Origin of the sequence: Streptomyces sp. (assembly GCF_036524955.1) — a bacterium.
Lineage (GTDB): Bacteria > Actinomycetota > Actinomycetes > Streptomycetales > Streptomycetaceae > Actinacidiphila.
In genome coordinates, this window is sequence record NZ_DATDBG010000099.1 from 1 (window position 1) to 25,642 (window position 25,642).

A 25,642-nucleotide genomic window follows, 5' to 3' on the forward strand; every position below is an offset into this window, starting at 1 on the left:
GCCGATCTGGCGGGCGCCGAGCCGGACGACCTCGGGGGCCACCCAGGTGGGGGCGTGCACCCCGTTGGTCACGGAGGTGATGGGCACGTCGGCCGGGTCGAAGCCGGGCCACAGCCCGGCGAACATCTCCCGGCTGACCGCGCCATGCAGGGTGGACACGCCGTTGGCGCGCTGGGCCAGCCGCAGGCCCATGACAGCCATGTTGAACAGGTTGGGGTCGCCGCCGGGGTGGGGCTCCAGGCCGAGTTCGAGGACGCGGCCGACGTCCACGCCGGACAGCTCGCCGCCCTCGCCGAGGTGGCGGGCGACCAGTTCGCGGTCGAACCGGTCGATGCCGGCCGGTACCGGCGTGTGGGTGGTGAACACGGTGCCGGCCCGCACCGCTTCCAGGGCCGCGTCGAAGTCGAGGCCGTCGAGGGAGAGTTCCCTTATGCGTTCCAGGCCGAGGAAGCCGGCGTGGCCCTCGTTGGTGTGGAAGACCTCGGGATCGGGGTGGCCGGTGATGCGGCAGTAGGCGCGGACGGCCCGCACCCCGCCGATGCCCAGCAGCATCTCCTGGAGCAGCCGGTGCTCGCTGCCGCCGCCGTAGAGCCGGTCGGTGACGTCACGCTCGGCGGGCTGGTTGCCCTCCACGTCGGAGTCGAGCAGCAGCAGCGGCACCCGGCCGACCTGGGCCTTCCAGATCCGGGCGCGCAGGGTCCGCTCGCCGGGGAGGGTCAGGCCGATCCCGGCGGGGGTGCCGTCGGCCTCGCGGAGCGGGGTGACCGGCAGGGAGTTAGGATCGAGGACGGGGTAGTGCTCCTGCTGCCAGCCCTCACGGGACAGCGACTGGCGGAAGTAGCCGTGCCGGTAGAGCAGGCCGACGCCGATCAGCGGGACACCGAGGTCGCTGGCGGCCTTGAGGTGGTCTCCGGCGAGGATCCCGAGCCCGCCGCTGTACTGCGGCAGGGCGAAGGTGATGCCGAACTCGGGTGAGAAGTAGGCGATGGCGGCGGGCAGGTCGTTCTGGTCCTGGTACCAGCGGGGATTGGCGGTGTAGTCGGCGAGGTCCTCGGCGGCGGCGGCCAGCCGGCGCAGGAAGCGCCGGTCGGCGGCGAGCGCGGCCAGCCGCTCCTTGGAGACGGCGCCGAGCAGCCGTACCGGGTCGCCCTGGGCGGCCCGCCAGCCCTCCGGGTCGACGCTCTCGAAGAGCTCCCTGGTCTCCTGGTGCCACGACCAGCGTAGGTTCTGGGCCAGTTCCCCCAGCGGGCGCAGAGGTTCCGGCAGGACTGTGCGCACGGTGAATCGACGGATTGCCTTCACCCCCCGACCGTAAACCCGCGAGCGGGGGGCCTGGGGTCGGTCTCCACGATCCGGTGGTTCAAACGCTCGAACGGCGGCTCATGGAAGCGCTGCGTGACGAGCGTACGGGGCGGGGCGCGTGCGGGACAGTGTGCGGAGATGTGGGCGGACCGCTCAGAGGCAGTGCGTCGTGAGCGATCCGGTGCGATCCTGGTTGCTTGGACGAGGCGACAGGCAGAGGGCTCTCCGGCGGCCTCGCGTGCCGAAGAGGCGTACGCGGGGGCGCACTGAGGGGCGCAACAGCGGTGCACCAGGAGCGTTTTCGGGGGAGGGACCGGCGTGTTTCGGGGGGCGCACCATCAGGCGTGCGTGACGCGCTCCCGAAGAGCCTTCCCAGCGCGCGTGTCGCGTGGAGACCATGGGCAGGCTCCGCGCAGCGCGCACCGCACACTTACGCACGAGTTCCACCGTGCCCGTTTGGAGTACGCGAACGGGCACAGGCTCACCTAGAGGTACCCGTTCAGTCACAAAGCACAGCCAAAAGCACAACCAGCCGTACACGTACAGGCGGACGCACCGGCAGGCCCCCCGCCACCCGGGTGAACGCGGACCCGGGCGGCCATGCAGGCAGGCCCGCAACGCCAAGAACAGTTAAAAAGAGCGGGGGTCGTCGTCCCGTGGTCCCGAGCTGTCAGGTGAGGAAATGATCGGTCGTATTCCCGTGGTCGACGTCCGCCCGGTCGTGGACTGCGGCCGGCGCCCCGCGAAGGCCGTCGTCGGCGAGGTGTTCGAGGTGACGGCCACCGTGTTCCGCGAGGGGCACGACGCGGTCGCCGCCAACGTCGTGCTGCGCGACCCCGCCGGCCGGTCGGGCCCCTGGACGCCGATGCGCGAACTCGCACCGGGCACCGATCGATGGGGCGCGCTGGTCACCCCCACCACCGAGGGCCGCTGGACGTACACCGTCGAGGCCTGGTCGGACCCACTGGCCACCTGGCGGCACACCGCCGGCATCAAGATCCCGGCCGGCATCGACACCGAACTGGTGCTCGCCGAGGGGGCGCTGCTCCACGAGCGGGCCGCCGCCGGGATGCCCAAGAACGAGGGCCGGCCGGAGGTCCTGGCCGCGGTGGACGCGCTGCGGGACCCCGCCCGCCCCCCGGCCGCCCGGCACGCGGCGGCGCTCGCCCCCGACGTCCTGGCGGCGCTCGACCGCCACCCGCTGCGCGACCTGGTGAGTACGGTACGGCCGCTGCCGCTCCAGGTCGAACGGCAACGAGCGCTCTATGGCTCGTGGTACGAGTTCTTCCCGCGCTCCGAGGGCGCGGTCGTCACCGAGGGCGCGCCCCCGCGCTCGGGCACCTTCCGTACCGCCGCCGAACGGCTCCCCGCGGTCGCCGCGATGGGCTTCGACGTGGTGTACCTGCCGCCGATCCACCCGATCGGCACCGCCTTCCGCAAGGGCCGCAACAACAGCCTGTCGGCCGGCCCGGACGACGTGGGCTCACCCTGGGCGATCGGCGCCCCGGAGGGCGGCCACGACGCGATCCACCCGGAGCTGGGCACCCTGGAGGACTTCGACCACTTCGTGGCGCGCGCCCGCGAACTGCGCCTGGAGGTCGCGCTGGACTTCGCGTTGCAGTGCTCGCCGGACCACCCGTGGGTGACCAGGCACCCGGAGTGGTTCACGCACCGCGCCGACGGCACCATCGCCTACGCGGAGAACCCGCCGAAGAAATACCAGGACATCTACCCCATCGCCTTCGACGAGGACTTCGCCGGCATCGTCAAGGAGACCCGGCGGGTGCTGCGGCACTGGATGGCCCACGGCGTGCGGATCTTCCGGGTGGACAACCCGCACACCAAGCCGGTGGTGTTCTGGGAGAAGGTGATCGCCGACATCACCCGCACCGACCCCGACGTGATCTTCCTGGCCGAGGCGTTCACCCGCCCGGCCATGATGAACACCCTCGGGAAGATCGGCTTCCAGCAGTCGTACACCTACTTCACCTGGCGCACCGGCAAGGCCGAACTCACCGAGTACATGCGGGAGTTGAGCGGGGAGTCGGCGGCCTGGATGCGGCCGAACTTCTTCGTCAACACCCCCGACATCCTGCACGCCTATCTCCAGCACGGCGGCCGGCCCGCCTTCGAGACCCGGGCCGTGCTCGCCGCGACGCTCTCTCCGAGCTGGGGTGTTTATGCGGGTTACGAACTGTGCGAGGGTACTGCCGTACACCCGGGCAGTGAGGAGTACCTCGACTCGGAGAAGTACGAACTGCGGCCCCGCGACTGGGCGGCGGCCGAGGCGGAGGGGCGCTCGCTGGCTCCGCTGATCGCCACGCTCAACCGACTGCGCCGCCGCCACCCGGCGCTTCAGCAGTTGCGGGACATCACGTTCCACGATGTGGACAACGACGCGCTCATGGCCTACTCCAAGCGGCGCGACGACGATGTCGTTCTGGTGGTCGTCAACCTGGACCCATTCCACACCCAGGAGGCGACCGTCTCGTTGAACATGCCAGAACTCGGCCTTTCCTGGCACGAGTCGTTCCCGGTGCGCGACGAGCTCACCGGAGAGACCTACCACTGGGGCAGCGCCAACTATGTGCGCCTTGAGCCGGGCCGCGCGCCCGCGCACGTTCTGTCGCTGCGACCGTCTCCATCGATCGGAGGGTCACTCAGTTGATCGTCAACGAACCCGTCCCCGATACCTTCGAGGACACCCCGGCAAAGGACCGTGATCCGGACTGGTTCAAGCGGGCGGTGTTCTACGAAGTCCTCGTCCGCTCCTTCCAGGACAGCAACGGCGACGGTGTAGGCGACCTGAAGGGAATCACCGCCAAACTCGACTATCTGCAATGGCTGGGCGTGGACTGCCTGTGGCTGCCCCCGTTCTTCGCGTCACCGCTGCGAGACGGCGGTTACGACGTGGCGGACTACACAGCGGTGCTGCCGGAATTCGGCGACCTGGCGGACTTCGTGGAATTCGTGGACGCCGCGCACCAACGGGGCATGCGCGTCATCATCGATTTCGTCATGAACCACACCAGCGACCAGCACCCCTGGTTCCAGGCGTCCCGCAGCGACCCGGAGGGGCCGTACGGGGACTACTACACCTGGGCGGACGACGACAAGCAGTTCGGCGACGCCAGGATCATCTTCGTCGACACCGAGACCTCGAACTGGACGTTCGACCCGGTGCGCAAGCAGTACTACTGGCACCGCTTCTTCTCCCACCAGCCGGACCTGAACTACGAGAACCCGCAGGTACAGGAGGAGATCCTGGCCGCGCTGCGGTTCTGGCTGGACCTGGGCATCGACGGCTTCCGGCTGGACGCGGTGCCGTACCTGTACCAGCAGGAGGGCACCAACTGCGAGAACCTGCCGCGAACCCACCAGTTCCTCAAGCGGGTGCGGGCGGAGATCGACGCGCACTACCCGGACACCGTACTGCTGGCCGAGGCCAACCAGTGGCCCGAGGACGTCGTCGACTACTTCGGTGACTTCCAAAAGGGCGGCGACGAATGCCACATGGCGTTCCACTTCCCGGTGATGCCGCGCATCTTCATGGCGGTGCGGCGCGAATCCCGTTACCCGGTGTCGGAAATCCTGGCAAAGACACCGGCCATCCCGGCGACGTGCCAGTGGGGAATCTTCCTGCGGAACCATGACGAGCTGACCCTCGAAATGGTCACCGACGAGGAACGCGACTACATGTACGCGGAGTACGCCAAGGACCCGCGCATGCGGGCCAATATCGGCATCCGCCGCCGGCTCGCCCCGTTGCTGGACAACGACCGCAACCAGATCGAGCTGTTCACCGCGCTGCTGCTCTCCCTGCCCGGCTCGCCGATCCTGTACTACGGCGACGAGATCGGCATGGGCGACAACATCTGGCTCGGTGACCGGGACGCGGTGCGCACCCCCATGCAGTGGACGCCGGACCGCAACGCGGGCTTCTCCTCCAGCGATCCAGGCCGCCTCTACCTGCCGACGATCATGGACCCGGTCTACGGGTACCAGGTCACCAACGTCGAGGCGCAGATGAGCTCCCCCAGCTCGCTGCTGCACTGGACCCGGCGGATGATCGAGATCCGCAAGCAGAACCGGGCGTTCGGCCTCGGCTCGTACACGGAGTTGTCCTCCAGCAACCCGGCCGTGCTGGCCTTCCTGCGGGAGGACGGCGACGACCTGGTGCTGTGCGTGAACAACTTCTCCCGGTTCGCCCAGCCCACAGAGCTCGACCTGCGGCAATTCGAGGGCCGCCATCCGGTGGAACTGATCGGCGGGGTGCGCTTCCCGGCGATCGGCCAGCTGCCCTACCTGCTGACCCTGGCAGGACACGGCTTCTACTGGTTCCGGCTGCGCCGCGACCCGTCCTGACCGCGGGGGGCCGGGCAGCCCGGCCCCCTCGGAGGGCTGACGCCCGAGCTCCCGGAGTGGGCGGCCGAGGAACGAGACCACCCGCGCAGGGAACGAGCAGGAAGACCGACCGGGGACGCCCTGGGGCTGACGCCCGAGCCCCCAGCGGGCGGCCGAAAAACGAGACCACCCGCACAGGGCACGAGCAGGAAGACCGACCAAAAGTCGCGGTATCCCGGTTCGGCCTGTTCCACGACTGGCGGGGCCGACGTACCTTTGGCAGTATCCCAAGAGTACCCCCAGCCTGACCGGTCGCGACGCGGCACCGGAAGGTATCGCGGGCGGCCCCGAACGGCGGTTTCCTGTCACTCGCCTGGGGCAGGCTCCCCGTGTCGCCGGACAGCCGGAACCCGTCATCCGGGAGGCTGGCGCCCCTGCCGCTCGCCGTTGCGGCCAGGTGCGCGACTCCCCGGGGAAAGGACGTCATGTCGGACAGCTCCTGGACCCGTGTACCCCCCAGCGGCCGCGATCTGGTGCCGGGACTGCTGCGCTCGCTCGATCCGCTGCTGCGCGGCTGGCTGCCACGGCAACGCTGGTTCGCCGGAAAGGGCCTGCCCGTGGGTCGGTTCCGGCTGGCCGCCGCCACCGAACTCGTAGCGCCGGGCGGACGGCTCGGCCCACTCGGCCTGCTGCACGTCCTGGTCGACGTCGAACAGCCCGGCCGGCCCGCGGACTGCTACCAGCTCCTCCTCGGCGCACACCCGCTGCTGCCGTCCGCGCTGGTACGGGCCGCGCTCGGCCCGGCGGTCGGCGGCCCCTACGACAGCCTGACGCTCTACGACGCCCCGCACGACCCCCGGTTGGCCGCGCTTCTGCTGGAACGGCTCAGGACGCCGGGCCGTACCGGCCGACTGCGCTTCACCACCGAGCCGAGCGCCGAGTTCCCGCCGGGCCTGGCTCCCCGGGTGTCCACGGCCGAGCAGTCCAACACGTCGGTGGTGTACGGGGACGCGTACATCCTCAAGCTGTTCCGCCGTGTCTCCCCGGGCGGCAACCCCGATCTGGAGCTCTCACTCGCCCTGGCCAGGGCCGGTTCGCGGCGGGTCGCGGAACCGGTGGCGTGGTTCGAGGCTCTGGACACCGACGGCACGGAGGACGGGCCCGGGGAGCCGACGACCCTGGGGGTGCTCCAGCGGTTCCTGCCGGGTTCGGCCGACGGGTGGACGCTGGCGCTTGCTTCGGTGGCCGAGGACGGCGACTTCCGGCAGGAGGCGTCGGCGCTCGGCCGGGCCACCGCGGAGGTGCACGGTTCACTCGCCACCGCCCTGCCGGTACGGGAGCTGAGCGGGTCGGCGCTGGAACGTATCGCCGCGGGCATGACGCACCGGCTGGAGGAAACCGCCGCGGAGGTCCCGGCGGTACGGCCGTACGCGGGCGCGCTGCGGTCCGCCTTCGACGACCTGACCAAGCTGGGCGCGGGCGCCGGGACCGGCGGCGCGGTGACCGTGCAGCGCATCCACGGCGATCTGCACCTCGGGCAGGCGCTGCGCGGGGCGGACGGCGAGTGGGTGCTGATCGACTTCGAGGGTGAGCCGGCCAGGCCGCTGGCCGAGCGGCGCAGGCCGGCGCCGCCGGTGCAGGACGTGGCCGGCATGCTCCGCTCCTTCGACTACGCGGCCCACCACAGCGCCAACGGCCCCTGGGCGGACCGCCATCGCGACGCCTACTGCTCCGGCTACGCCGAGGTCTCCGGCACCGATCCCCGCGAACAGCCGGTCCTGATACGGGCCTTCGAAACCGACAAGGCGGTGTACGAAGCCCGCTACGAGGCCCGCCACCGCCCGGCCTGGCTCCCCATCCCCCTCTCCGCGCTGGCCCGCCTGGCCTTGGCGGCCCCGCATTAGGGGTGCCCCCGACATACTGACCACCGACCCACGGCGCTCCGACGCCCCCCGGCCCCTGGCTCCACCGACCCACCGACCGCCGGCCACCCACCCGCCACCACCCGACCCTCACCCACCGACCCACCGACCCACCGACCCGCCCTACGTCCGCCACCACCCGACCCACCGACCGCCGGGCGGCCGCACGTCCGCCGCCACTCAGCCCCCAGCCCCACCGACCCACCGACCCGCCCCACGTCCGCCACCACCCAGCACCACCGACCCACCGACCGCCGGCCCGCCGCACACCCGCCGCCAGCCGACCCGCACCTGAACCGTCGAGGAGAACCAGCCGTGATCCCGCGCACTCCTGAGACACCGTCCGGCCGCCTGGTGCCGCCGGGCGCGCCCGTCGCGCCCGCGGACGGCGCCCATCCGGCGGCGTCCGCGGGTGACCTCTCCGAGGCCGCCGCGCGCGGATACGACGCGACGACCCCGCATCCGGCCGCGTCGGGCACGGTGCCGCAGACCGCCGCGAGCGGCACGTCGGCCACCGGTCGGTGGCACCCGGAGGTGCGGCCGACCGCCGCCCCGGCAGACCCGGCGACGCAGACAGTTGGCGGAACGGCGGGACAACCCGCCGGCCCGGCCCGGACGGCACCCGGTGGGATCGTCCCTACCCCATCGGCAGCCGCAGAGCAGCCGTCCGGGCCCCCCGCCGCGGCCCTTCACGGCAACGTGAACGCCCCCGGCCTGGAGGAGGGCGAGCGGTGGCGGTTGCTGAACGGCGCGCACCACGACCCGCACTCGCTGCTCGGGGCGCACCCCGTGTCCGGCGGCGTACGGTTCCGGGTGCTGCGGCCGTTCGCGCGGGCGGTGGCCGTGCTGGCCGACGGGGTGCGGGCGGAGCTCGCGGCGGAGGGCGACGGGCTGTTCTCCGCGGTCGTACCGCTCAGCGGCATCCCGGCGTACCGGCTCGCGGTGACGTACGACGACGGCGAGCACGTCGTGGACGACCCGTACCGCTTCCTGCCCTCGCTCGGCGAACTCGACCTGCACCTCATCCAGGAGGGCCGGCACGAGCAGTTGTGGAGGGCGCTCGGCTCGCGGCCGATGACGCACGGCGGCGTGGCCGGCACCCGGTTCGCGGTGTGGGCGCCCAACGCCCGGGGCGTGCGGCTCGCCGCGGACTTCGCCTTCTGGGACGGCACCGCCTTCCCGATGCGTTCGCTGGGCTCGTCCGGCGTGTGGGAGCTGTTCCTGCCCGGTGTCGGCGCGGGCACCGCGTACAAGTACGAGGTCACCCGCCGCGACGGCTCCCGGGTGACAAAGGCCGACCCGATGGCCCGCGCCACCGAAGTCCCGCCGGCCACCGCCTCCCTCGTCACCGAGTCCCGGTACCGGTGGCGCGACGAGGAGTGGATGCGGCACCGCGCGGACACACCCGCACACCGCGCGCCCCTCTCCGTGTACGAGGTGCACCTGCCGTCCTGGCGCCCCGGCCTGAGCTACCGCGAGCTGGCCGAGCAACTGCCCGCGTACGCGGCCGAACTCGGTTTCACGCACGTGGAGTTGATGCCGGTCGCCGAGCACCCCTTCGGCGGTTCCTGGGGCTACCAGGTGACCTCGTACTACGCGCCCACCTCACGGCTCGGCTCGCCCGACGACTTCCGCCACCTCGTGGACGCGCTGCACCAGGCCGGGATCGGCGTGATCATGGACTGGGTTCCGGCCCATTTCCCCAAGGACGAGTGGGCGCTGGCCCGGTTCGACGGCGAGGCGCTGTACGAGCACCCGGACCCGCTGATGGCCGAGCATCCGGACTGGGGGACCCTGGAGTTCGACTTCGGGCGCACGGAGGTCCGTAACTTCCTGGTCGCCAACGCCGTCTACTGGTGTGAGGAGTTCCACATCGACGGGCTGCGGGTGGACGCCGTCGCCTCGATGCTCTACCTCGACTACTCGCGTGAGCACGGCCAGTGGACGCCCAACATCCACGGCGGCCGGGAGAACCTGGACGCGGTCGCCTTCCTCCAGGAGATGAACGCCACGGTCTACCGCCGCTGCCCCGGCGTGGTCACCATCGCCGAGGAGTCCACCGCGTGGGACGGGGTCACCCGCGCCACCCACCACGTCGGCCCCACCGGCTTCGGCGGCCTCGGCTTCGGCCTGAAGTGGAACATGGGCTGGATGCACGACACGCTCTCGTACCTGCAGCACGAGCCGGTTTACCGCAGGTACCACCACAACGAGATGACGTTCTCGATGGTGTACGCGTACAGCGAGAACTACGTGCTGCCGATCTCGCACGACGAGGTGGTGCACGGCAAGGGCTCGCTGGTGGGAAAGATGCCCGGCGACTGGTGGCAGCAGCGCGCCAACCTCCGCGCCTACCTGGGCTTCATGTGGGCCCACCCGGGCAAGCAACTGCTTTTCATGGGCCAGGAGTTCGCCCAGGGCTCGGAGTGGTCGCACGACAGCGGCCCGGACTGGTGGCTGCTGGACGAGACCTACGCCGCGGCCGCCGACCACCGCGGTGTACGCGACCTCGTCCGCGACCTCAACGCGGGCTACGCGGCCACCCCCGCGCTCTGGCAGCTCGACACCGATCCCGGCGGCTTCGCATGGATCGACGGCGGCGCCGCGGAGGACAACACCCTCTCCTTCCTGCGCTACGACGACGCCGGCACCCCCCTGCTGTGCATCAGCAACTTCTCCCCCGTGGTCCGCCACGACTACCGTCTCGGCTCCCCCGACGCCGTCTGGACCCAGGTCCTCAACACCGACGACCTCCGCTACGGCGGCAGCGGCGTCCTGCTCGACGGCCCCGTCACGTCCGCCCCCGTCCCCTGGCACGGCCACCCCCACAGCATCACCTTGACCCTCCCCCCCCTGGCCACGGTCTGGCTCCGCCCCCTGGCCTGACCGGTATGGCGGCCCCGATCCGGGCCCCTCACCGCCGCGCGGTGAGGGGCCCGGTCGGGTGAGCCAGGGGTCGGTGAGCCAGCCGTACCTCGCTCGGACGTGAACGGGGGAATCCCTCATGCAGAAACCGGGGCCTCTGCCTCACAGTGCGGGGTGATGAGCGGCCCAATCCGCGCGGGTGGCGATGAGTTGTGGTCGCATCTCATGGTCGAGGCGGGCCTGGGCACGGAATCGGGTGGCGACCTCAGCGAGGTCGTCCGGGTCCAGGCCGTTGACCCAGTGGTCGTCGACAATGTGCAGGTTGACGACCGGAACCTGCGGCAGCTCCCCGTCCTCGCTGTAGGGGATGCACTCGATGCGGCCCCCGAAGACCTCCGATACCTGCCCCGGGACCGTGCCCTCCGGTGACACCCGCATCCGCTGACCGCGGAACGCAAAGCGGTGACTGATCCCGGACAACCCGGATCCACTCCTGCCCGGAGGGCGCGGTGGTCCGGACGAACTACCCGACCATGTCGGAGCTGCACGTCGGATTGGCATGCGTGACGTAGCTGCCATCCGGACGGCCAGTCAGATGTTCATGCAACTCGACTTCCTCTATGGAGGCGGGCACGGGCACGCGGCACTCCGGCACTACTTCCGCCATGAGGTCATTCCGCTGCTCAATTCCAGCTACTCCGATCAGGTGGGGCGCGCGCTGTTCACAGCAGCCGCTGAGGTTGGCGAAATTCTGGCTTGGACGGCATACGACATCGGAAACCACGGCCTGGCCAATCGGTACCTGGTCTCCACCTTACGCTTGACCAGGGTCGCCGACGACCGCATGATGGGCGCGACCATCCTCGCCAACATGAGCCACCAGGCAAACTATTTGGGCGACTTTCCACGCGCCGCGCGGCTGGCCCGTGCTGCTGTCGAGGGAGGGCACGGTACCTCTACACCTCGCGCCAAAGCCTGTTCGCCGCTCACGAAGCGCGCGCATTGGCAAGCAGCGCGGACTTGGCTGGGGCCTCCAGGGCCATGAACGAATCGGAAAGACACTTTGAGAGAGCCGACCTCACACAAGATCCCGAATGGCTTGCATGCTTCGACGAAGCGGAGCTGATTGGCGAGTTCTCCCACTGTTTCCGTGACCTCAAGCGCCCCACGGAGTCTCTGAACTTCGCGGAACGCGCGGTCCATCAGACGGAACCTCAGTACGCCCGCACACTGGCCTTCTGCCGCATGGTGCTCGCGCAGAGCCAATTGCTCAATGGTGATCTGGACGCTGCCGTCTCCACTGCTGACACAGCCGTCCGGCAGGGTGAATCCGTGCAGTCAGCCCGCTTCGTGCGCTACGTGACCGACTTCCGCGACGAGATCGCCCGATACCCAGCCTCAGCGGCGGCAGCCCATTTCAATGACCGGGTGTCCCAGTTTCTGACCGAACGGGCGGGATAGTCATCCGACCGCCGTTCCGCTCTCAGTACGGTCGCCAATGGCGAGGCGCGTCATCGTCCCGCAGTGAAGCGATCCGCTTCATCACCTCTTCCGCCACTTCCGGGCCCTCCCCCACGTTCTGCATCAGCCACGTTGTCATTCGGAACTCCTGAATGGCACACAGCGTTCGAAAGCCCGGCCACTCCCGCAGATCCCGACCGTAGGCACCTGAGAACGCCGTATACTGTTCCTCCACAGCCCACCCCAGCCGGTCGAACTCATGCGCGGCGACAACCAGATCCCATTCGGCGTGGTCAACACAGAAGTTCTCCAGGTCTATCAGGTGCACACGTCCGCGCTGATCCACCATGAGATTGCCCGCATGGGCGTCACCGTGCACCGGCCCCATCGGCGATTCAAATCGCAGTGCCGCCAGGTGACCCACGAGCTCCTGGGACGCCCGCACAGAAACTCGCGGTCGCCCGCTGAAATCCCGGTCCCCTTCTCCAACCTTAAGTCCGCTCGCCCGAAGGCGGTGACGGGTGGCAGGCCCAAACCGTCCGGAACTCTCAACGCGTGCAGATCCTTCAGGACGGCGCCCAGTTCACCGTAAGTGGCGTCGCGTTCGCCTCGATCAGATGCCAGAAGGTCACCGGGTGCCCGTCGACAAGCAGGGGTTGCTCTATGTCGTCCACCACGCGCGCCGCCGGGAACCCCTCCCGCGCCAACCAGTGCGACACGCGCACCTCGGTCCGTACCGATGACAGGTATTCCGCTGATCGGGCCACCCGGACGATCACCGGACGCGCGGCCAGCCGGAACAGCGCGTTCTCACCGAGCCGGATCAGCCGAGCCCCGTCAGATGCCAGCCCGGCGACACGGCAGGCCTCGGTCATCACGCCCTGAGCACCGACCGATGTGAACGCACGCGGTCCCTCCCGCTCAGCACCGATCATTCACCCACTTCCCAGATCGCGCCCGCGCTCAGGCATGCCGAGGCAGCCGGCCCGGCACCCTCAGAACACCGACTCCGCCTCCTGCATGCGGTCCTCCGGGACGGTCTTGAGGTAGGTGACGGCGTCGGCGAGGGGGACCATGGCGATGCGGGTGCCGTGGAGGGCGGTCATGTGGCCGAAGGCGCCCTTGTGGGCGGCTTCGACCGCGTGCCAGCCGAAACGGTTGGCCAGGACGCGGTCGTAGGCGGTGGGGACACCGCCGCGCTGGACGTGGCCGAGGATGACCGGGCGGGCCTCCTTGCCGAGGCGGAGTTCGAGTTCACGGGCGAGGGTGGTGCCGATGCCCGCGAAGCGCTCGTGGCCGTACTTGTCGATCGCGCCGACGCCGTAGTTCATGGTGCCCTTGGCGGGGTGGGCGCCCTCGGCGACGCAGATGACGGCGAACTTCTTGCCCCGGGAGAAGCGTTCCTCGACCATCGCGACCAGGTCGGCGGGGTCGAAGGGGCGTTCGGGGACGCAGATGCCGTGGGCGCCGCCGGCCATCCCCGCTTCGAGGGCGATCCAGCCGGCGTGCCGGCCCATCACCTCCACCACCATCACCCGCTGATGGGACTCCGCGGTGGTCTTGAGGCGGTCGATCGCCTCGGTGGCCACGGTGACGGCGGTGTCGAACCCGAAGGTGCGGTCCGTGCCGTTGATGTCGTTGTCGATGGTCTTCGGCACCCCGACCACGGGCATCCCGGCCTCCGAGAGCATCCGGGCGGCGGTCAGCGTGCCCTCGCCGCCGATCGGGATCAGCACGTCGATGCCGTAGCTGGCGCACAGCTCCTCGGCGTGGTCCGCGGCCTCGCGCAGCCGGCCGCGTTCCAGCCGGGCCGAGCCGAGGATGGTGCCGCCGCGGGCGAGGATGCCGCTGACGGAGTTGAGGTCCAGGGGCCGGAAGCGGCCCTCCAGCAGCCCGACGAAGCCGTCCTCGAAACCGATGACCTCGTCGCCGTGGCCGGTCAGCGCCCGGTGCACCACGGATCGGATGACGGCGTTCAGGCCCGGGCAGTCGCCGCCCGCGGTGAGAATACCGATACGCATCAGGGGATCTTCTCCAGTACCAGTAGGTGGTCGTACCAGGTAGTACCAGCGGTCGCGGGGAGTACCAGGGTGCCGGCGCGGCCGACCGCGCTCACGGTGACCTCGGTACCAGCGTGCACTCCGTAATCCGCCCCATGAGATAATCATCCACATTCCGGACAGTCGCCGCGACGATCTCCTCGACCACGTCCACCGTGAAGTACGCCTGGTGAGACGTGATCAACACGTTCGAGAACGTCATCAGGCGCGCCAGCGTATCGTCCGACATGGCCTCCAGGGCCTTGTCGTAGAAGAAGATGCCGGCCTCCTCCTCGTACACGTCCAGGCCCACCCCGCCCAGCGTGCCCGCTTTGAGCGCGTCCAGCAGCGCGGCCGGGTCGATCAGGGCGCCGCGGCCGGTGTTGACGAGGACCACGCCGTCCTTGACCTCGGCCAGCCGCCGGGCGCCGACCAGGTGGTGGGTGGAGGGCATCAGCGGTACGTGCAGGCTGATCAGGTCGGCCTCGCGGAAGATCCGGTCCAGCTCGACGTACTCCATGCCGAGTTCGGTGCACTCCAGGTTGACGGCGATGTCCCAGCCGAGCAGGCGCATCCCGAAGCCGCGGGCGATCGCGGCGAAGGCGGTGCCGATCCGGCCAGTGCCGACCACTCCCGCCGTACGCCCGTGGAAGTCGCGGCCGAGCAGCCCGTCGAGCCGGAAGTCGAAGTCGCGGGTGCGGCTCGCCGCCCGGACGATCCGGCGGTTGAGCGCGGTCGCCAGGGTCCAGGCGAACTCGGCCACCGCATACGGAGAGTAGGCGGCGACGCGGGCCACGGTCAGGCCGAGCCGTTCCGCGTGATCGAGGTCGATGTTGTTGTAGCCGGTGGACCGCTGGGTGATCAGCCGGGTGCCGCCGCGGACCAGCCCTTCCAGCGTCGGGGCGTCCAGGGTGGCGTTCGCACTGGTGGAGACGGCCTCGTAGCCGGCCGCGAGCGGCAGGGTGTCGGCGCTGAGCACGGTCTCCAGGCAGCGGACGCGGTGGCGCGCGGGGAAGGCCCGCTCCAGCAGCGGTCGCTCGTCGCGCTGCACTCCGGTCGCCAGGATCTCCACCGCGCCACCCTTCTTGGTCCGCTGGTGTTCACTCTACGTGCGCTGTGCGGCGTTCGGGTGGAGATCACGTACCTGCCCCACGGACCTGGTCCGCACGACAGGCGCCGGGTGGCCCCGAGGGGGCGTCGCCCTCGCGGGCACGTTAGCGTCGGTGTAGATATGCGTACGCGCGTGCGTACGCGACCGACCGGATTCGGACAACCGCAGACAACCGCAGGCAAGGCGATCGGAGCACAGGTGTGACGCGCAGCGTCTATGTCACGGGGATCGGCCGCGGCGACGGCCGCCAGGTCGTGGAGCTGGGGGTGATGGAGCTGCTGACCCGGCAGGTGGACCGGGTCGGCGTCTACCGCCCGCTGGTCCACGACGCCCCGGACCGTATTTTCGAGCTGCTGCGCAGCCGCTACCGGCTGAGCCAGGAACCGGAGACTGTCTTCGGGCTGGGGTACGAGCAGGGCGCCGCGCTCCAGGCCGAGAAGGGGCAGGAGGCGCTGACCGCCCGGCTGGTGGAGGGCTACCTGCGGGTCGCCGAGCGGTACGACACCGTACTGATCCTCGGCTCGGACTTCGCCGGCACCAACCTCCCCGCGGAGCTCGGGGTGAACGCCCGGCTGGCCAACGAGTGCGGCGCCTCCGTTCTGCCGGTGATCGGCGGCCGGGACCAGAGCGCCGAGTCGGTGGTGGCCGAGGTCCGCAACGCGCACCACGCGTACACCAACCTGGGCTGCGACGTGATCGCGATGTTCGCCAACCGGGTCGACCCGGCGGTGGCCGGAGCGGCGGCGGAGCAGTTGCGGCGCACCAGTCAGCTCGGCGTTCCGGCGTACGTGCTACCCGACCAGCCCGCGCTGTCCGCGCCGACGGTGACGCAGATCGTGGACGCGCTCGGCGCGCGGGTGCTGCTCGGTGACGAGGCGGGGCTGGACCGGGACGCGCTGGACTTCGTCTTCGGCGGCGCGATGCTGCCGACCTTCCTGCCGAAGCTGACGCCGGGCTGCATGGTGGTGACGCCGGGCGACCGCGCCGATCTGATCATCGGCTCGCTGGCCGCGCACTCCGCGGGCTCCCCGCCGATCGCGGGCGTACTGCTGACCCTGGACGAACGGCCCGGCCCGGACATCCTGGCGCTGGCGAACCGGCTGGCCCCCGGCACCCCGGTGCTCGCGGTGCCCACCGGGTCCTTCCCGACCGCCGGCGAGCTGTTCTCGCTCGACAGCAAGCTGGGCGCGGGCACCCCGCGCAAGGCGGAGACCGCGCTCGGCCTGTTCGAGAGCCACGTGGACACCGCCGAACTGACCCAGCGGCTGTCGGTGGCCCGCTCGTCCCGGGTCACCCCGATGATGTTCGAGCACGCGCTGCTGGAGCGCGCCCGTTCCGACAGACGCCGCATCGTCCTGCCCGAAGGCACCGAGGAGCGCATCCTGCGCGCCGCCGAGGTGCTGCTGCGCCGGGGCGTGTGCGAGGTGACCCTGCTCGGCGAGGAGGGCGTGATCCGCAAAAAGGCCGGCGACCTCGGCATCGCGCTCGACGACGGGGGCGTCACGATGATCGACCCGCAGACCTCGCCGCTGCGGGAACGGTTCGCCGCGCTCTACGCGAAGCTGCGCGCGCACAAGAACGTCAGCTACGAACTGGCCTACGACGTGGTCGCCGACGTGTCCTACTTCGGCACCCTGATGGTCCAGGAGGGCCTGGCCGACGGCATGGTCTCGGGCGCGGTGCACTCCACGGCCGCCACCATCCGCCCGGCCTTCGAGATCATCAAGACCCGCGCGGACGCGGCCATCGTCTCCTCGGTCTTCTTCATGTGCCTGGCCGACAAGGTCCTGGTGTACGGCGACTGCGCGGTCAACCCGGACCCGGACGCCGAGCAGCTCGCGGACATCGCGATCCAGGCGGCGGCCACCGCGGCCCGCTTCGACGTGGAGCCCCGGATCGCCATGCTGTCGTACTCCACCGGCACCTCCGGCACCGGCGCCGACGTCGACAAGGTGCGGGCGGCCACCGATCTGGTCCGCGAGCGGCGGCCCGACCTGCTGGTCGAGGGACCGATCCAGTACGACGCCGCGGTCTCACCCACGGTGGCGGCCACCAAGCTGCCGGGCTCCGCGGTGGCCGGCCAGGCGACGGTGCTGGTCTTCCCGGACCTGAACACCGGCAACAACACATACAAGGCCGTGCAGCGCTCGGCGGGCGCGATCGCGGTCGGACCGGTCCTGCAGGGGCTGCGCAAGCCGGTGAACGACCTGTCGCGCGGCGCGCTGGTGCAGGACATCGTGAACACGGTCGCGATCACCGCGATCCAGGCCCAGGGGGAGGCCGTATGACGGCGAGCAGGGTGCTGGTGCTGAACTCCGGTTCCTCCTCGGTGAAGTACCAGCTGCTTCAGATGGCGGACGAGTCCCGCCTGGCGTCCGGCGTCGTGGAGCGGATCGGCGAGGAGGGCGGGGTCGCGGACCACACCGAGGCGCTGCGGAAGGTCTCCGCCGAACTGGCCGGGCGGGGCCTCGGCCTGGACTCCCCCGAGCTGGCGGCGGTCGGACACCGGGTGGTGCACGGCGGCACCCGGTTCACCGAACCCACCCTGGTCACCGACGACGTACTCGCCGGGATCGAGCAGCTGGTGCCGCTGGCCCCGCTGCACAACCCGGCGAACCTCACCGGCATCAAGGTGGCCCGCGAGCTGCGCCCTGACCTGCCGCAGGTCGCCGTCTTCGACACCGCCTTCCACGCCACGATCCCGGAGGCCGCCGCCCGCTACGCGATCGACACCGCGACCGCCGACCGCTACGGCATCCGCCGCTACGGCTTCCACGGCACCTCGCACGCCTACGTCTCCCGCGCCACCGCCGACCTGCTGGGCGAGGACCCGGCCGACCTCAACGTGATCGTGCTGCACCTGGGCAACGGCGCGTCGGCGTCCGCGGTCCGGGGCGGGGTCTGCGTGGACACCTCGATGGGCCTGACGCCGCTGGAGGGCCTGGTGATGGGCACCCGCTCGGGCGACATCGACCCGGCGGTGATCATCCACCTGGCCCGGACGGGGGGCCTCGGCACGGACGAGATCGACGACCTGCTGAACAAGCGCTCGGGGCTGCTGGGCCTGTGCGGCGCCAACGACATGCGGGAGATCGGCCGCCGGATGGCCGAGGACGACCCGCGGGCGCAGCTCGCCTTCGACGTGTACGTGCACCGGCTGCGCCGCTATGTGGGAGCGTTCACCGCGGTCCTCGGCCGGGTGGACGCGCTCGCCTTCACCGCGGGTGTCGGCGAGAACTCCGCGGCCGTCCGCGCGGCGGCGCTGCGCGATCTCGACGGCCTGGGGATGGTGGTGGACCCGGTGCGCAACGCGGTACGCGGCTCCGGCGCCCGGCTGATCTCCGCCGCCTCCAGCCGGGTGGCGATCGCCGTGGTGCCCACCGACGAGGAGCTGGAGATCGCGCGGGACGCCTACGCGCTCGCCCGCGATACGGAAGCATCAGCCGGCCACACTCGTTCATCCGCCCGCGACCCCCACCGACCGACCCGCGACCCGCACCCACCGGCCTCTGACCAGCAGGCACCGACCCCCGGCGCTCACCCCTGAGCCCGCACAGACAGCCACACAGCCCCTGGAATATTCCGGAGCGGAACAAACCGATAGGATAGCGCCCATGCGCCGAGCCAAGATCGTCTGTACCCTGGGCCCCGCCGTCGACTCCTACGACCAACTCAAGACACTGGTCGAGGCCGGCATGAACGTGGCCCGATTCAACTTCAGCCACGGCAGCCACGCCGAGCACGAGGACCGCTACCAGCGGGTCCGCAAGGTCGCGACCGAGACGGGCAGGGCGGTCGGTGTGCTCGCCGACCTCCAGGGCCCGAAGATCCGCCTCGGCAAGTTCGCCGACGGCCCGGTGGAACTCGTCGCGGGCGACGAGTTCACCATCACCACCGAGGAGATCGCCGGCGACCGGACCATCTGCGGGACCACCTACAAGGGCCTGCCCGGCGACGTCTCTCAGGGCGACCCGGTCCTGATCAACGACGGCAACGTGGCCCTGCGCGTCATCGAGGTGGAGGGCCCCCGGGTCCGCACCCTGGTGGTCGAGGGCGGCGTGGTCTCCGACCACAAGGGCATCAACCTGCCGGGTGCCGCGGTGAACGTGCCCGCCCTGTCCGAGAAGGACATATCCGACCTGCGGTTCGCACTGCGGATGGGCGTCGACATGGTGGCGCTGTCCTTCGTCCGGGACGCCAAGGACGTCCGCGACGTGCACCGCGTGATGGACGAGGAGGGCCGCCGGGTCCCGGTCATCGCCAAGGTGGAGAAGCCGCAGGCGGTGCAGAACATGGAGGACGTCGTCATGGCGTTCGACGCGGTGATGGTGGCCCGTGGCGACCTCGCCGTGGAATACCCGCTGGAGCAGGTGCCGTTGGTGCAGAAGCGGCTGATCGAACTGTGCCGCCGCAACGCCAAGCCGGTGATCGTGGCGACCCAGATGATGGAGTCGATGATCACCAACTCCCGGCCGACCCGCGCCGAGGCGTCCGACGTGGCCAACGCGATCCTGGACGGCGCGGACGCGGTGATGCTGTCCGCGGAGTCCTCGGTCGGCAAGTACCCGATCGAGACGGTCAAGACGATGTCGCGGATCGTGGAGGCGGCCGAGGAGGAGCTGCTGCGCCGCGGCCTGGAGCCGCTGCCCCCCGGCAAGAAGCCGCGCACCCAGGGCGGCGCCGTCGCCCGCGCCGCGGCCGAACTGGGCGACTTCCTGGACGCCAAGACGCTGGTCGCCTTCACCAAGTCCGGTGACACCGCCCGCCGGCTGGCCCGCTACCGGGTGCCGGCGCCGGTGCTCGCCTTCACCACCGACCCGGCCACCCGCAACCAGCTCGCGCTCACCTGGGGCGTGGAGGCGTTCGTGGTGGAGCACGTCGACACCACCGACGCCATGGTGAAGCTGGTCGACCAGGAGATGCTCAAGCTCTCCGAGTACGCCAAGGGCGACACCGTGATCATCACGGCCGGCTCGCCTCCCGGCCTGCCGGGCACGACCAACCTGGTCCGGGTACACCACCTGGGCGACTGACACCGCTCCGGAAACACCGCGGCCCGTACCCCGTCCTCGTTCCACGGAGGGGGTGCGGGCCGCGTCGCGTGTACGGTCCACGCCGCGTTACCGCGGCGGCCGGCCGGGCAGCAGGCGCATGCCGGGTACGTGGAGGTCGCCGCCGAACTGGCCGGCCTGGACCACCGTGACGTCGGTGAAGAAGAGCTCGGGGAGGGTCAGCGGCGGCGGTGCCTTCGGGGTGAAGGTCACCGGGACCAGGCCGAGCAGCCTGCCGCTCAGCGACTCGGTGTACATCGTCACGGTGCCGTTGCGGATCGTCGAGGTGGAGCCCTGGCGTGCCGTCACATGCGTGGTGGTGTCGCCGGGGGCTTCGACGATCTGGTGCAGGTTCTCGATGTCGACGCCGGCGGAGGTGAACTTCAGGACGTCCTTCACCGCGCCGTTCCAGGTGCGTACCCGCACGATGCCGTGGTACTGGAGGCCGTGCAGGGTGAGCTTGGTGGTCTTGAGGATCCACGGGGCGTCGGGCAGCAGCGGTATGCCCCGCTCGGCCTTGGCGTCGGCGAGCGCCTGCGCGTCGTAGGTCGGGCACGGATAGGACTGCGGGCCGTCGTGGGCCGCAGAGCCGTCCTTCGCGGCACCGGAGGGCTTCGGGGCCACAGGGGTCGCGGTGGGGTCGCCAAGGCTCTTGGCCGCCTTCTGAGGGGCGTTCCCGGCGCCCTTGGCGGTGTCCTTGGCCCGGTCCTTGGCCGTCTCCTTGGCGGACGTGCCGGACGTGCCGGACGTGCCGGACGTACCCGACGAGCCGGACGCGCCCGACGTACCCGGGCCGGTCGAGCCGCCCGATGTCCCGCCGGGGGCCGGGAGGTCGGCGGGCGCGGGGGTGGTGGGCGCGGGCTGGGGCGCCTGCGGGGTGGGCGCGGGCGCCGGGGTGGCTGTGCCGTCGGTGGTACCGCCGCCCAGCAGACCGCCGACCAGGTTGCCGAGGCCCAGCGGGTCCAGCGGGTCCACGGACTGCGTGGACGTGTCCGAGGTGGGCGACGCGGACGACGCCGCTGTGGACCCGGCCGGGCCCGCCTCGGACGGCGGCTCGTCCGCGGTCGCCCCGGACTTCGGCACCAGCCCGGTGAGCGGGTTGTCGGTGGCCGAGGGGACGGCCGCGGGCATGGGCACGGACGGGCTCGCGGAAGGAGCCGGCGTGGCCTGGTGCTCCGGGGACGGGCTCGCCGAGGACTTGGGTTTCACAGCCCGGCGTACGGGCTTCGGCGTCGCGGTGCGCGCCTCGTCCTTCGCACCGCCCGTGCCGGCGGCCGACGGTGACGGGGTGTCGGACCGGGTGACGCAAGGACCGGGCTTGAACGGGGGCTTGGGCATGTCGTCGGCCTGCGCGAGGTGCGGCGTGAAACCCATGCCCATCAGCACGGCCGTGGGCATCGCGGCCAGCGCGACCGCCTTCCCGGCGGGTACGTGCAGTTTGGTCAGCAGCGATCTGCGTGGAGCCGCGTGGCGCGGCCCGGAGGCCGCCCTGTCGCGGGACTCGTCGCTCTCGGCCGGCTGAGCCTCGTCACCCAGCACGGTGCCTCCCGTTCTCCTCGATGGTCTCTTCGTCGGACCGGACGCCCGCGGGTACCGGGTCGGCCCACTCGTACGGCTCCCCGTCCAGCGCGGACGCGGCGGGAAGGGTGGACACGGCCGGGCCCGCGGGGTCGAGCTCGCCGCCGTCGGACTCGGGGGCACCGCCCGGCAGTTCCGCCTTGTCGCCGGGGTCGTCGGCCGCCGGGGTCCCCGGCTCCCAGGCGATGGCGAGCGCGCCCCCGAACAGCGCGAGCAGGAAACCGGCCAGGAAGCCGCCGAAGTTGGAGATGACGAGCGACACCAGCGCGAGCAGGATGCTCGCCACCCCGGCGAAGACGCGTACCGCGGCCTGGAACCACATGGTCAGACCGAGCACGAACAGCAGGACGCCGATGATCAGCGAGCCGGAACCCGCGGTCGTCGCCATCCGGACGGTCAGTTGACCGAGCGTGAGATTCGCGTACGGAAAGTACGCGATCGGCAGGCCCGCCAGCAAGGTCAGCAGACCCGCCCAGAACGGACGCTGCCACCGCCAGTGGCGGAACATCAGACGTCCGTACCGGATCCGGGCACGCAGTCCTGTTGACTCGGCGCTCATAGGAAACAGCTCCCTGGGACTGGCATTGCTGAGAAGTGGATCGGCGGCCCGGGCGAGCCGCATCCCGCGCGGCTCGCCCGTGGCCAGTGGACATGCTCAGGAACCGTCTCGCGGAAGACAGGCCCCGGTGCCGCGTCGCCAGAGTCCGCCCCGTCGCGACGCCCGGCACGGCACCTCGCGGCGTTGCCGCACCGACCGGGCAGGCCCACTACGAGGCCGATCCGGCGCCTTGCGACGCAGCGCACCGGAGGCCGCTCGTCGACGGGCAGACCCTGACTGACGCGGCACTAGTAGCACTCCACCGAAGAGCCGGAGCCCTTGTTCAGGCGCAGGCTGAGCCCGGCCAGCTTGAAGGTGCCCGCGTTGGTCGCCCAGGCGGTCTGCTTGACGTCCGTCAGATCGGCCACTTCCGCCTCCTGGGCGAAGTTGCCTGCGGTCTTCGGGTTGTTGACGATCGAGCCCTCGACCGGCGGCCCGTAGCGCGTGGCCCCCGACGCCACACCGATGTTGATGTTCGTGAAGGTCGCGTCGGCGTCGAGCTGGTCGAGGTCGATGTAGAGGTTGTGCGCCTCGACCTTCTTGCTGCCGTTGCCGGCGGTCAGCCTGAGCGTCACGTCGCCGATCGGCGTCGGGACGACCACCGACTGGCACAGGCCCGTGATGGTGGCGTCGGTGAACGCCGAGACCGCGACCGGCACGGGACCGCGCCCGCTCGGCACGTCGATGTTTCCGTACTGGACGAACCCCTCACCGTGCAGGGTCTTGGCGGTGACCTTGAACTGCTGGCCGGACACACTGAACGACGCGGCGAGCGCGCCCTGCGCGAGGGCCACGCCTATCGCGGCGGTGGCCGCGACGCTCGGCACCATGACGACGGCGAACCGCCGCCATCTGGTACCGCCGCGAACGAGCGATTCCATACTTCCTCCTTCTCGGACGTACATCTCCGGCCGGGGCCTGTTCCGTCCCGGCCTGGGATGGGAGAAGTGCTACGTCCTCGGGAAGGAGAGCGCCGCGGACCGGCGGACCGCCCTTCCCCGCGGGGAGTGCGGACGGCGCCGTCCGTGTCCTCGGCGATCACCCCCGAGCGACAACCACTGGCCACGCTCTCGCGCAACCTGCTGGACAGGCTCTGTCCGGTGCCATCCGCGGACGGAGACCCCCCTGTCCCGGAGCGGCGGCCCAGACCGCGCACCCCCACTCGGCGGGGACCCGCGGACCAAGGCGCCGGCTGGCGGCCGGGCAGTGGTTACGGACCGAGCTTGGCCGATCGTGGTGCATTCCCGCCCGGTGCACAAGGGGGTTCATTACCAGCGAGTAACGCCCGCATGTCCGTTGCATGATCGCCACGCGGAGTAATATCACCCTGCGTGACGGATGACGCCGGATCACATCCCGGCATACACCCCCATAACTCACCGAATCGGGGCGTGAATATGACCGGAAGTAACAGCGACCGCCCTTTGTCACGGTTTGATAAAGTGCGGTCGCCGTGTCGCTAAATCGGTGCCGGGCCGTGCCCCGGCACCTGTCGGCCTGTCAGAAGAGCACCCTGGCCAGCGCGGTACGGGCGGTGACCACCCGCGGGTCCTCCGGGCCGATCACCTCGAAGAGTTCGAGCAGCCGCAGCCGCGCCGCGTCCCGGTCGTCGCCCGCCGTGCGCCGCACGGCGTCCACCAACCGCCCGAAGGCGTCCTCCACATGACCGCCGACCAGATCCAGGTCGGCCGCGGCCAGTTGCGCCTGCACGTCACCCGGCGCCTTCGCCGCCGCGTCCCGCACCGCCTGCGGGTCGGCGTCCTGGACCCGGCGCAGCAGTTCGGCCTGGGCCAGGCCCAGCTTGGCCTCGGCGTTGGCGGGCTCGTCGGCCAGTACGTTCCGGTACGCCTGGATGGCCCCGCCGAGGTCACCGGAGTCCAGTGCCTCGTGCGCCGCGGACAGTGCCAGCTCCTGCGGGGTGGCGGGACGCGGCGGCTGGGCGGGGCGCTCGGCGGGGACGGTACCCGGGTCGACCTCTTGGCCGACGATGCCGAACCGCTGCTCGGCGACGGCGATCAACTGGTCGAGCACCTCGGCGATCTGGTCCTCCGGCGCGGCGCCCTGGAAGAGCGGCATGGCCTGCCCGGCCAGCACCGCGAAGACCGCGGGCACACCCTGGACGCCGAACTGCTGGAAGAGCATCTGGTTGGCGTAGACCTCGGCGGTGGCGAGCACGAACCGCCCCCGGTACTGGTCGGCCAGCCGTTCCAGCACCGCGTTGAGCTGCTTGCTCTGCTCGGCCTGGTCGGCCCAGAAGCTGATGACGACCGGGACCTCGGCGGAGCGCTGGAGGACATCGCTCTCGAAGGTCGCCTCGGTCACCTCGATGACGAGCGGGGAAGCGGCGGTCGCGTCGGCGCCGGCGTCCTGCCGCCGCGCCTTGGCCTGCTCGGCCTTCGCCTTGGCCTCACTGGCCGCCTTCACCGCGGCGAGATCGACCACGCCGCTCATGGACATGTTCCTAGGCTGCATAAGGCCAATCCTCCCCCCTCGTGAGGCAAACCGTGCACAGACCCGGCCTCCCCGCCGGATTGCGGGCGCCAGGGGTGGTACCGCGGTGGTACGGATCCCCATCCGTAGCTGTGGTCGTCGCCTGTGGCGCGTGGTTCCTGGTCGGACTTCGTCGGACTTCCTGCTCACTCCCTGCGCGGGTGGCCTCGTTCCTCGGCCGCCCACTCCAGGAGCTCGGGCGTCAGCCCTTTGGCGTTCTTCGTCGGACTTCCTGCTCACTCCCTGCGCGGGTGGCCTCGTTCCTCGGCCGCCCACTCCAGGAGTTCGGGCGTCAGCCCTCCGAGTGGAACTGGTCTCGCTACGATTCGTAGCGTAACTGCGCCCCCGCCACCCCGCGCGCCGTCGACCTGTGAAACCGATCACTCGCTCGCCGAGCACCTACCGGCCGGTAGGGTCTCGCCCCATCTGTCTCTTCTCCCCCGGCCGACGCACCGGGCGCCCCCGCAGCACCGACGCGGACCGCGCGATCCTGGCGGCCACCCGTGAGGTGCCGGCCGAGCTGGGCTGGGGCGGCTGTCGCTCGGCGACGTGGCGGCCCGCGGGCTTCGCCAGGACCACCCTCCACCGGCACTGGGCCGGCAAGAACGAACGGGTGGTGGACACCCTCGCCGTGCTCGTCGAGGCACACCCGGACCTGCCCGACCTCGGCAGTCTCCAGGCCGACATCCAGGGCGTGGTGCTGCGCTTCGCCGAACTGCTCGACCGTCCGGAGACCAGGACCGCGCTGACGGCGGTGGTCGCCGAAACCACCCACGACGACGCGCTGCGGCTGCGGATCCGCGCGGCGATCGTGGACCGCCAGAAGCACCTGGTACTGCTCGGCCGCGATCGCGCCCAGCGCCGCGGGGAACTCCCGCCGG

The 25,642-nt window shown here is 70.9% G+C and carries 20 protein-coding genes; 10 read left to right on the plus strand and 10 right to left on the minus strand.

What is annotated here, in order from left to right; translation table 11 throughout:
- A partial coding sequence (gene glgP, locus VIW71_RS08920; protein ID WP_331621505.1) for an alpha-glucan family phosphorylase occupies nucleotides 1-1,302 on the minus strand: 1,302 nt, incomplete at its 3' end.
- A gap of 682 nt (nucleotides 1,303-1,984) precedes the next feature.
- Here glgP and VIW71_RS08925 point away from each other — a divergent pair.
- From VIW71_RS08925 to glgB, 4 genes are all read left to right on the plus strand, one after another.
- On the plus strand, nucleotides 1,985-3,970 hold the full coding sequence (locus tag VIW71_RS08925; RefSeq protein ID WP_331621506.1) for an alpha-1,4-glucan--maltose-1-phosphate maltosyltransferase: 1,986 nt from the start codon (nucleotides 1,985-1,987) through the stop codon (nucleotides 3,968-3,970).
- On the plus strand, nucleotides 3,967-5,667 hold the full coding sequence (treS, locus tag VIW71_RS08930) for a maltose alpha-D-glucosyltransferase (protein ID WP_331621507.1): 1,701 nt from the start codon (nucleotides 3,967-3,969) through the stop codon (nucleotides 5,665-5,667). Before VIW71_RS08925 ends, treS begins: the two co-directional genes overlap by 4 nt.
- 464 nt (nucleotides 5,668-6,131) lie before the next feature.
- On the plus strand, nucleotides 6,132-7,550 hold the full coding sequence (locus VIW71_RS08935) for a maltokinase N-terminal cap-like domain-containing protein (protein WP_331621508.1): 1,419 nt from the start codon (nucleotides 6,132-6,134) through the stop codon (nucleotides 7,548-7,550).
- 333 nt (nucleotides 7,551-7,883) lie between these two features.
- The gene (gene glgB / locus VIW71_RS08940) at nucleotides 7,884-10,454 is read left to right on the plus strand and encodes a 1,4-alpha-glucan branching protein GlgB (RefSeq protein ID WP_414720703.1); all 2,571 of its coding nucleotides are present in this window, start codon (nucleotides 7,884-7,886) and stop codon (nucleotides 10,452-10,454) included.
- Between the two features lie 141 nt (nucleotides 10,455-10,595).
- Here glgB and VIW71_RS08945 read toward each other — a convergent pair whose 3' ends face one another.
- Nucleotides 10,596-10,913, minus strand: a complete 318-nt coding sequence (locus VIW71_RS08945; protein WP_331621509.1) for a DUF6907 domain-containing protein — start codon at nucleotides 10,911-10,913, stop codon at nucleotides 10,596-10,598.
- A gap of 115 nt (nucleotides 10,914-11,028) precedes the next feature.
- On the opposite strand from VIW71_RS08945, the gene VIW71_RS08950 reads away from it, so the two are divergent.
- Both VIW71_RS08950 and VIW71_RS08955 read left to right on the plus strand, forming a co-directional pair.
- On the plus strand, nucleotides 11,029-11,478 hold the full coding sequence (locus VIW71_RS08950; RefSeq protein ID WP_331621510.1) for a hypothetical protein: 450 nt from the start codon (nucleotides 11,029-11,031) through the stop codon (nucleotides 11,476-11,478).
- Complete coding sequence (locus VIW71_RS08955; protein ID WP_331621511.1) at nucleotides 11,475-11,894, plus strand: hypothetical protein; 420 nt, start codon at nucleotides 11,475-11,477, stop codon at nucleotides 11,892-11,894. The genes VIW71_RS08950 and VIW71_RS08955 overlap by 4 nt, the downstream gene beginning before the upstream one ends.
- 22 nt (nucleotides 11,895-11,916) lie before the next feature.
- Here the strand turns inward: VIW71_RS08955 and VIW71_RS08960 are convergent, their stop codons facing one another.
- The 4 genes from VIW71_RS08960 to VIW71_RS08975 form a co-directional block, all read right to left on the minus strand.
- Nucleotides 11,917-12,318, minus strand: coding sequence for a phosphotransferase family protein (locus VIW71_RS08960; RefSeq protein ID WP_331621512.1), 402 nt, complete (start codon nucleotides 12,316-12,318; stop codon nucleotides 11,917-11,919).
- Between the two features lie 142 nt (nucleotides 12,319-12,460).
- A complete protein-coding gene (locus VIW71_RS08965) occupies nucleotides 12,461-12,769 on the minus strand; it encodes a phosphotransferase (protein ID WP_331621525.1) in 309 nt (102 codons plus the stop codon).
- 120 nt (nucleotides 12,770-12,889) lie between these two features.
- Nucleotides 12,890-13,915, minus strand: a complete 1,026-nt coding sequence (locus tag VIW71_RS08970; protein WP_331621513.1) for an ATP-dependent 6-phosphofructokinase — start codon at nucleotides 13,913-13,915, stop codon at nucleotides 12,890-12,892.
- A 91-nt stretch (nucleotides 13,916-14,006) separates the two neighbouring features.
- Entirely contained in the window at nucleotides 14,007-15,005 is a 999-nt protein-coding gene (locus VIW71_RS08975; RefSeq protein ID WP_331621514.1) for a 2-hydroxyacid dehydrogenase, read from the minus strand.
- Nucleotides 15,006-15,244: 239 nt separating this feature from the next.
- On the opposite strand from VIW71_RS08975, the gene pta reads away from it, so the two are divergent.
- The 3 genes from pta to pyk all read left to right on the plus strand — a co-directional run bounded on the left by pta (nucleotide 15,245) and on the right by pyk (nucleotide 20,077).
- Entirely contained in the window at nucleotides 15,245-17,332 is a 2,088-nt protein-coding gene (gene pta / locus VIW71_RS08980; protein WP_331621516.1) for a phosphate acetyltransferase, read from the plus strand.
- Nucleotides 17,329-18,591 (plus strand): acetate kinase, encoded by a 1,263-nt coding sequence (locus VIW71_RS08985; RefSeq protein WP_331621517.1) that lies wholly within the window; start codon nucleotides 17,329-17,331, stop codon nucleotides 18,589-18,591. The genes pta and VIW71_RS08985 overlap by 4 nt, the downstream gene beginning before the upstream one ends.
- A 67-nt stretch (nucleotides 18,592-18,658) precedes the next feature.
- Nucleotides 18,659-20,077: a pyruvate kinase gene (pyk, locus tag VIW71_RS08990; RefSeq protein WP_331621518.1), complete on the plus strand. Its 1,419-nt coding sequence runs from the start codon at nucleotides 18,659-18,661 to the stop codon at nucleotides 20,075-20,077.
- A gap of 87 nt (nucleotides 20,078-20,164) precedes the next feature.
- Here the strand turns inward: pyk and VIW71_RS08995 are convergent, their stop codons facing one another.
- The 4 genes from VIW71_RS08995 to VIW71_RS09010 all read right to left on the minus strand — a co-directional run bounded on the left by VIW71_RS08995 (nucleotide 20,165) and on the right by VIW71_RS09010 (nucleotide 24,722).
- Nucleotides 20,165-21,634: a hypothetical protein gene (locus VIW71_RS08995; protein WP_331621519.1), complete on the minus strand. Its 1,470-nt coding sequence runs from the start codon at nucleotides 21,632-21,634 to the stop codon at nucleotides 20,165-20,167.
- The gene (locus VIW71_RS09000; protein WP_331621520.1) at nucleotides 21,624-22,232 is read right to left on the minus strand and encodes a DUF6114 domain-containing protein; all 609 of its coding nucleotides are present in this window, start codon (nucleotides 22,230-22,232) and stop codon (nucleotides 21,624-21,626) included. The genes VIW71_RS08995 and VIW71_RS09000 overlap by 11 nt, the downstream gene beginning before the upstream one ends.
- Before the next feature lie 287 nt (nucleotides 22,233-22,519).
- A complete protein-coding gene (locus VIW71_RS09005; RefSeq protein WP_331621521.1) occupies nucleotides 22,520-23,152 on the minus strand; it encodes a DUF6230 family protein in 633 nt (210 codons plus the stop codon).
- Nucleotides 23,153-23,771: 619 nt separating this feature from the next.
- Nucleotides 23,772-24,722, minus strand: coding sequence for a tetratricopeptide repeat protein (locus tag VIW71_RS09010; RefSeq protein WP_331621526.1), 951 nt, complete (start codon nucleotides 24,720-24,722; stop codon nucleotides 23,772-23,774).
- A gap of 409 nt (nucleotides 24,723-25,131) precedes the next feature.
- Between VIW71_RS09010 and VIW71_RS09015 the strand changes: the two genes are divergently transcribed.
- The coding region (locus tag VIW71_RS09015) for a TetR-like C-terminal domain-containing protein (RefSeq protein WP_414720704.1) at nucleotides 25,132-25,642 on the plus strand (511 nt) is incomplete at its 3' end.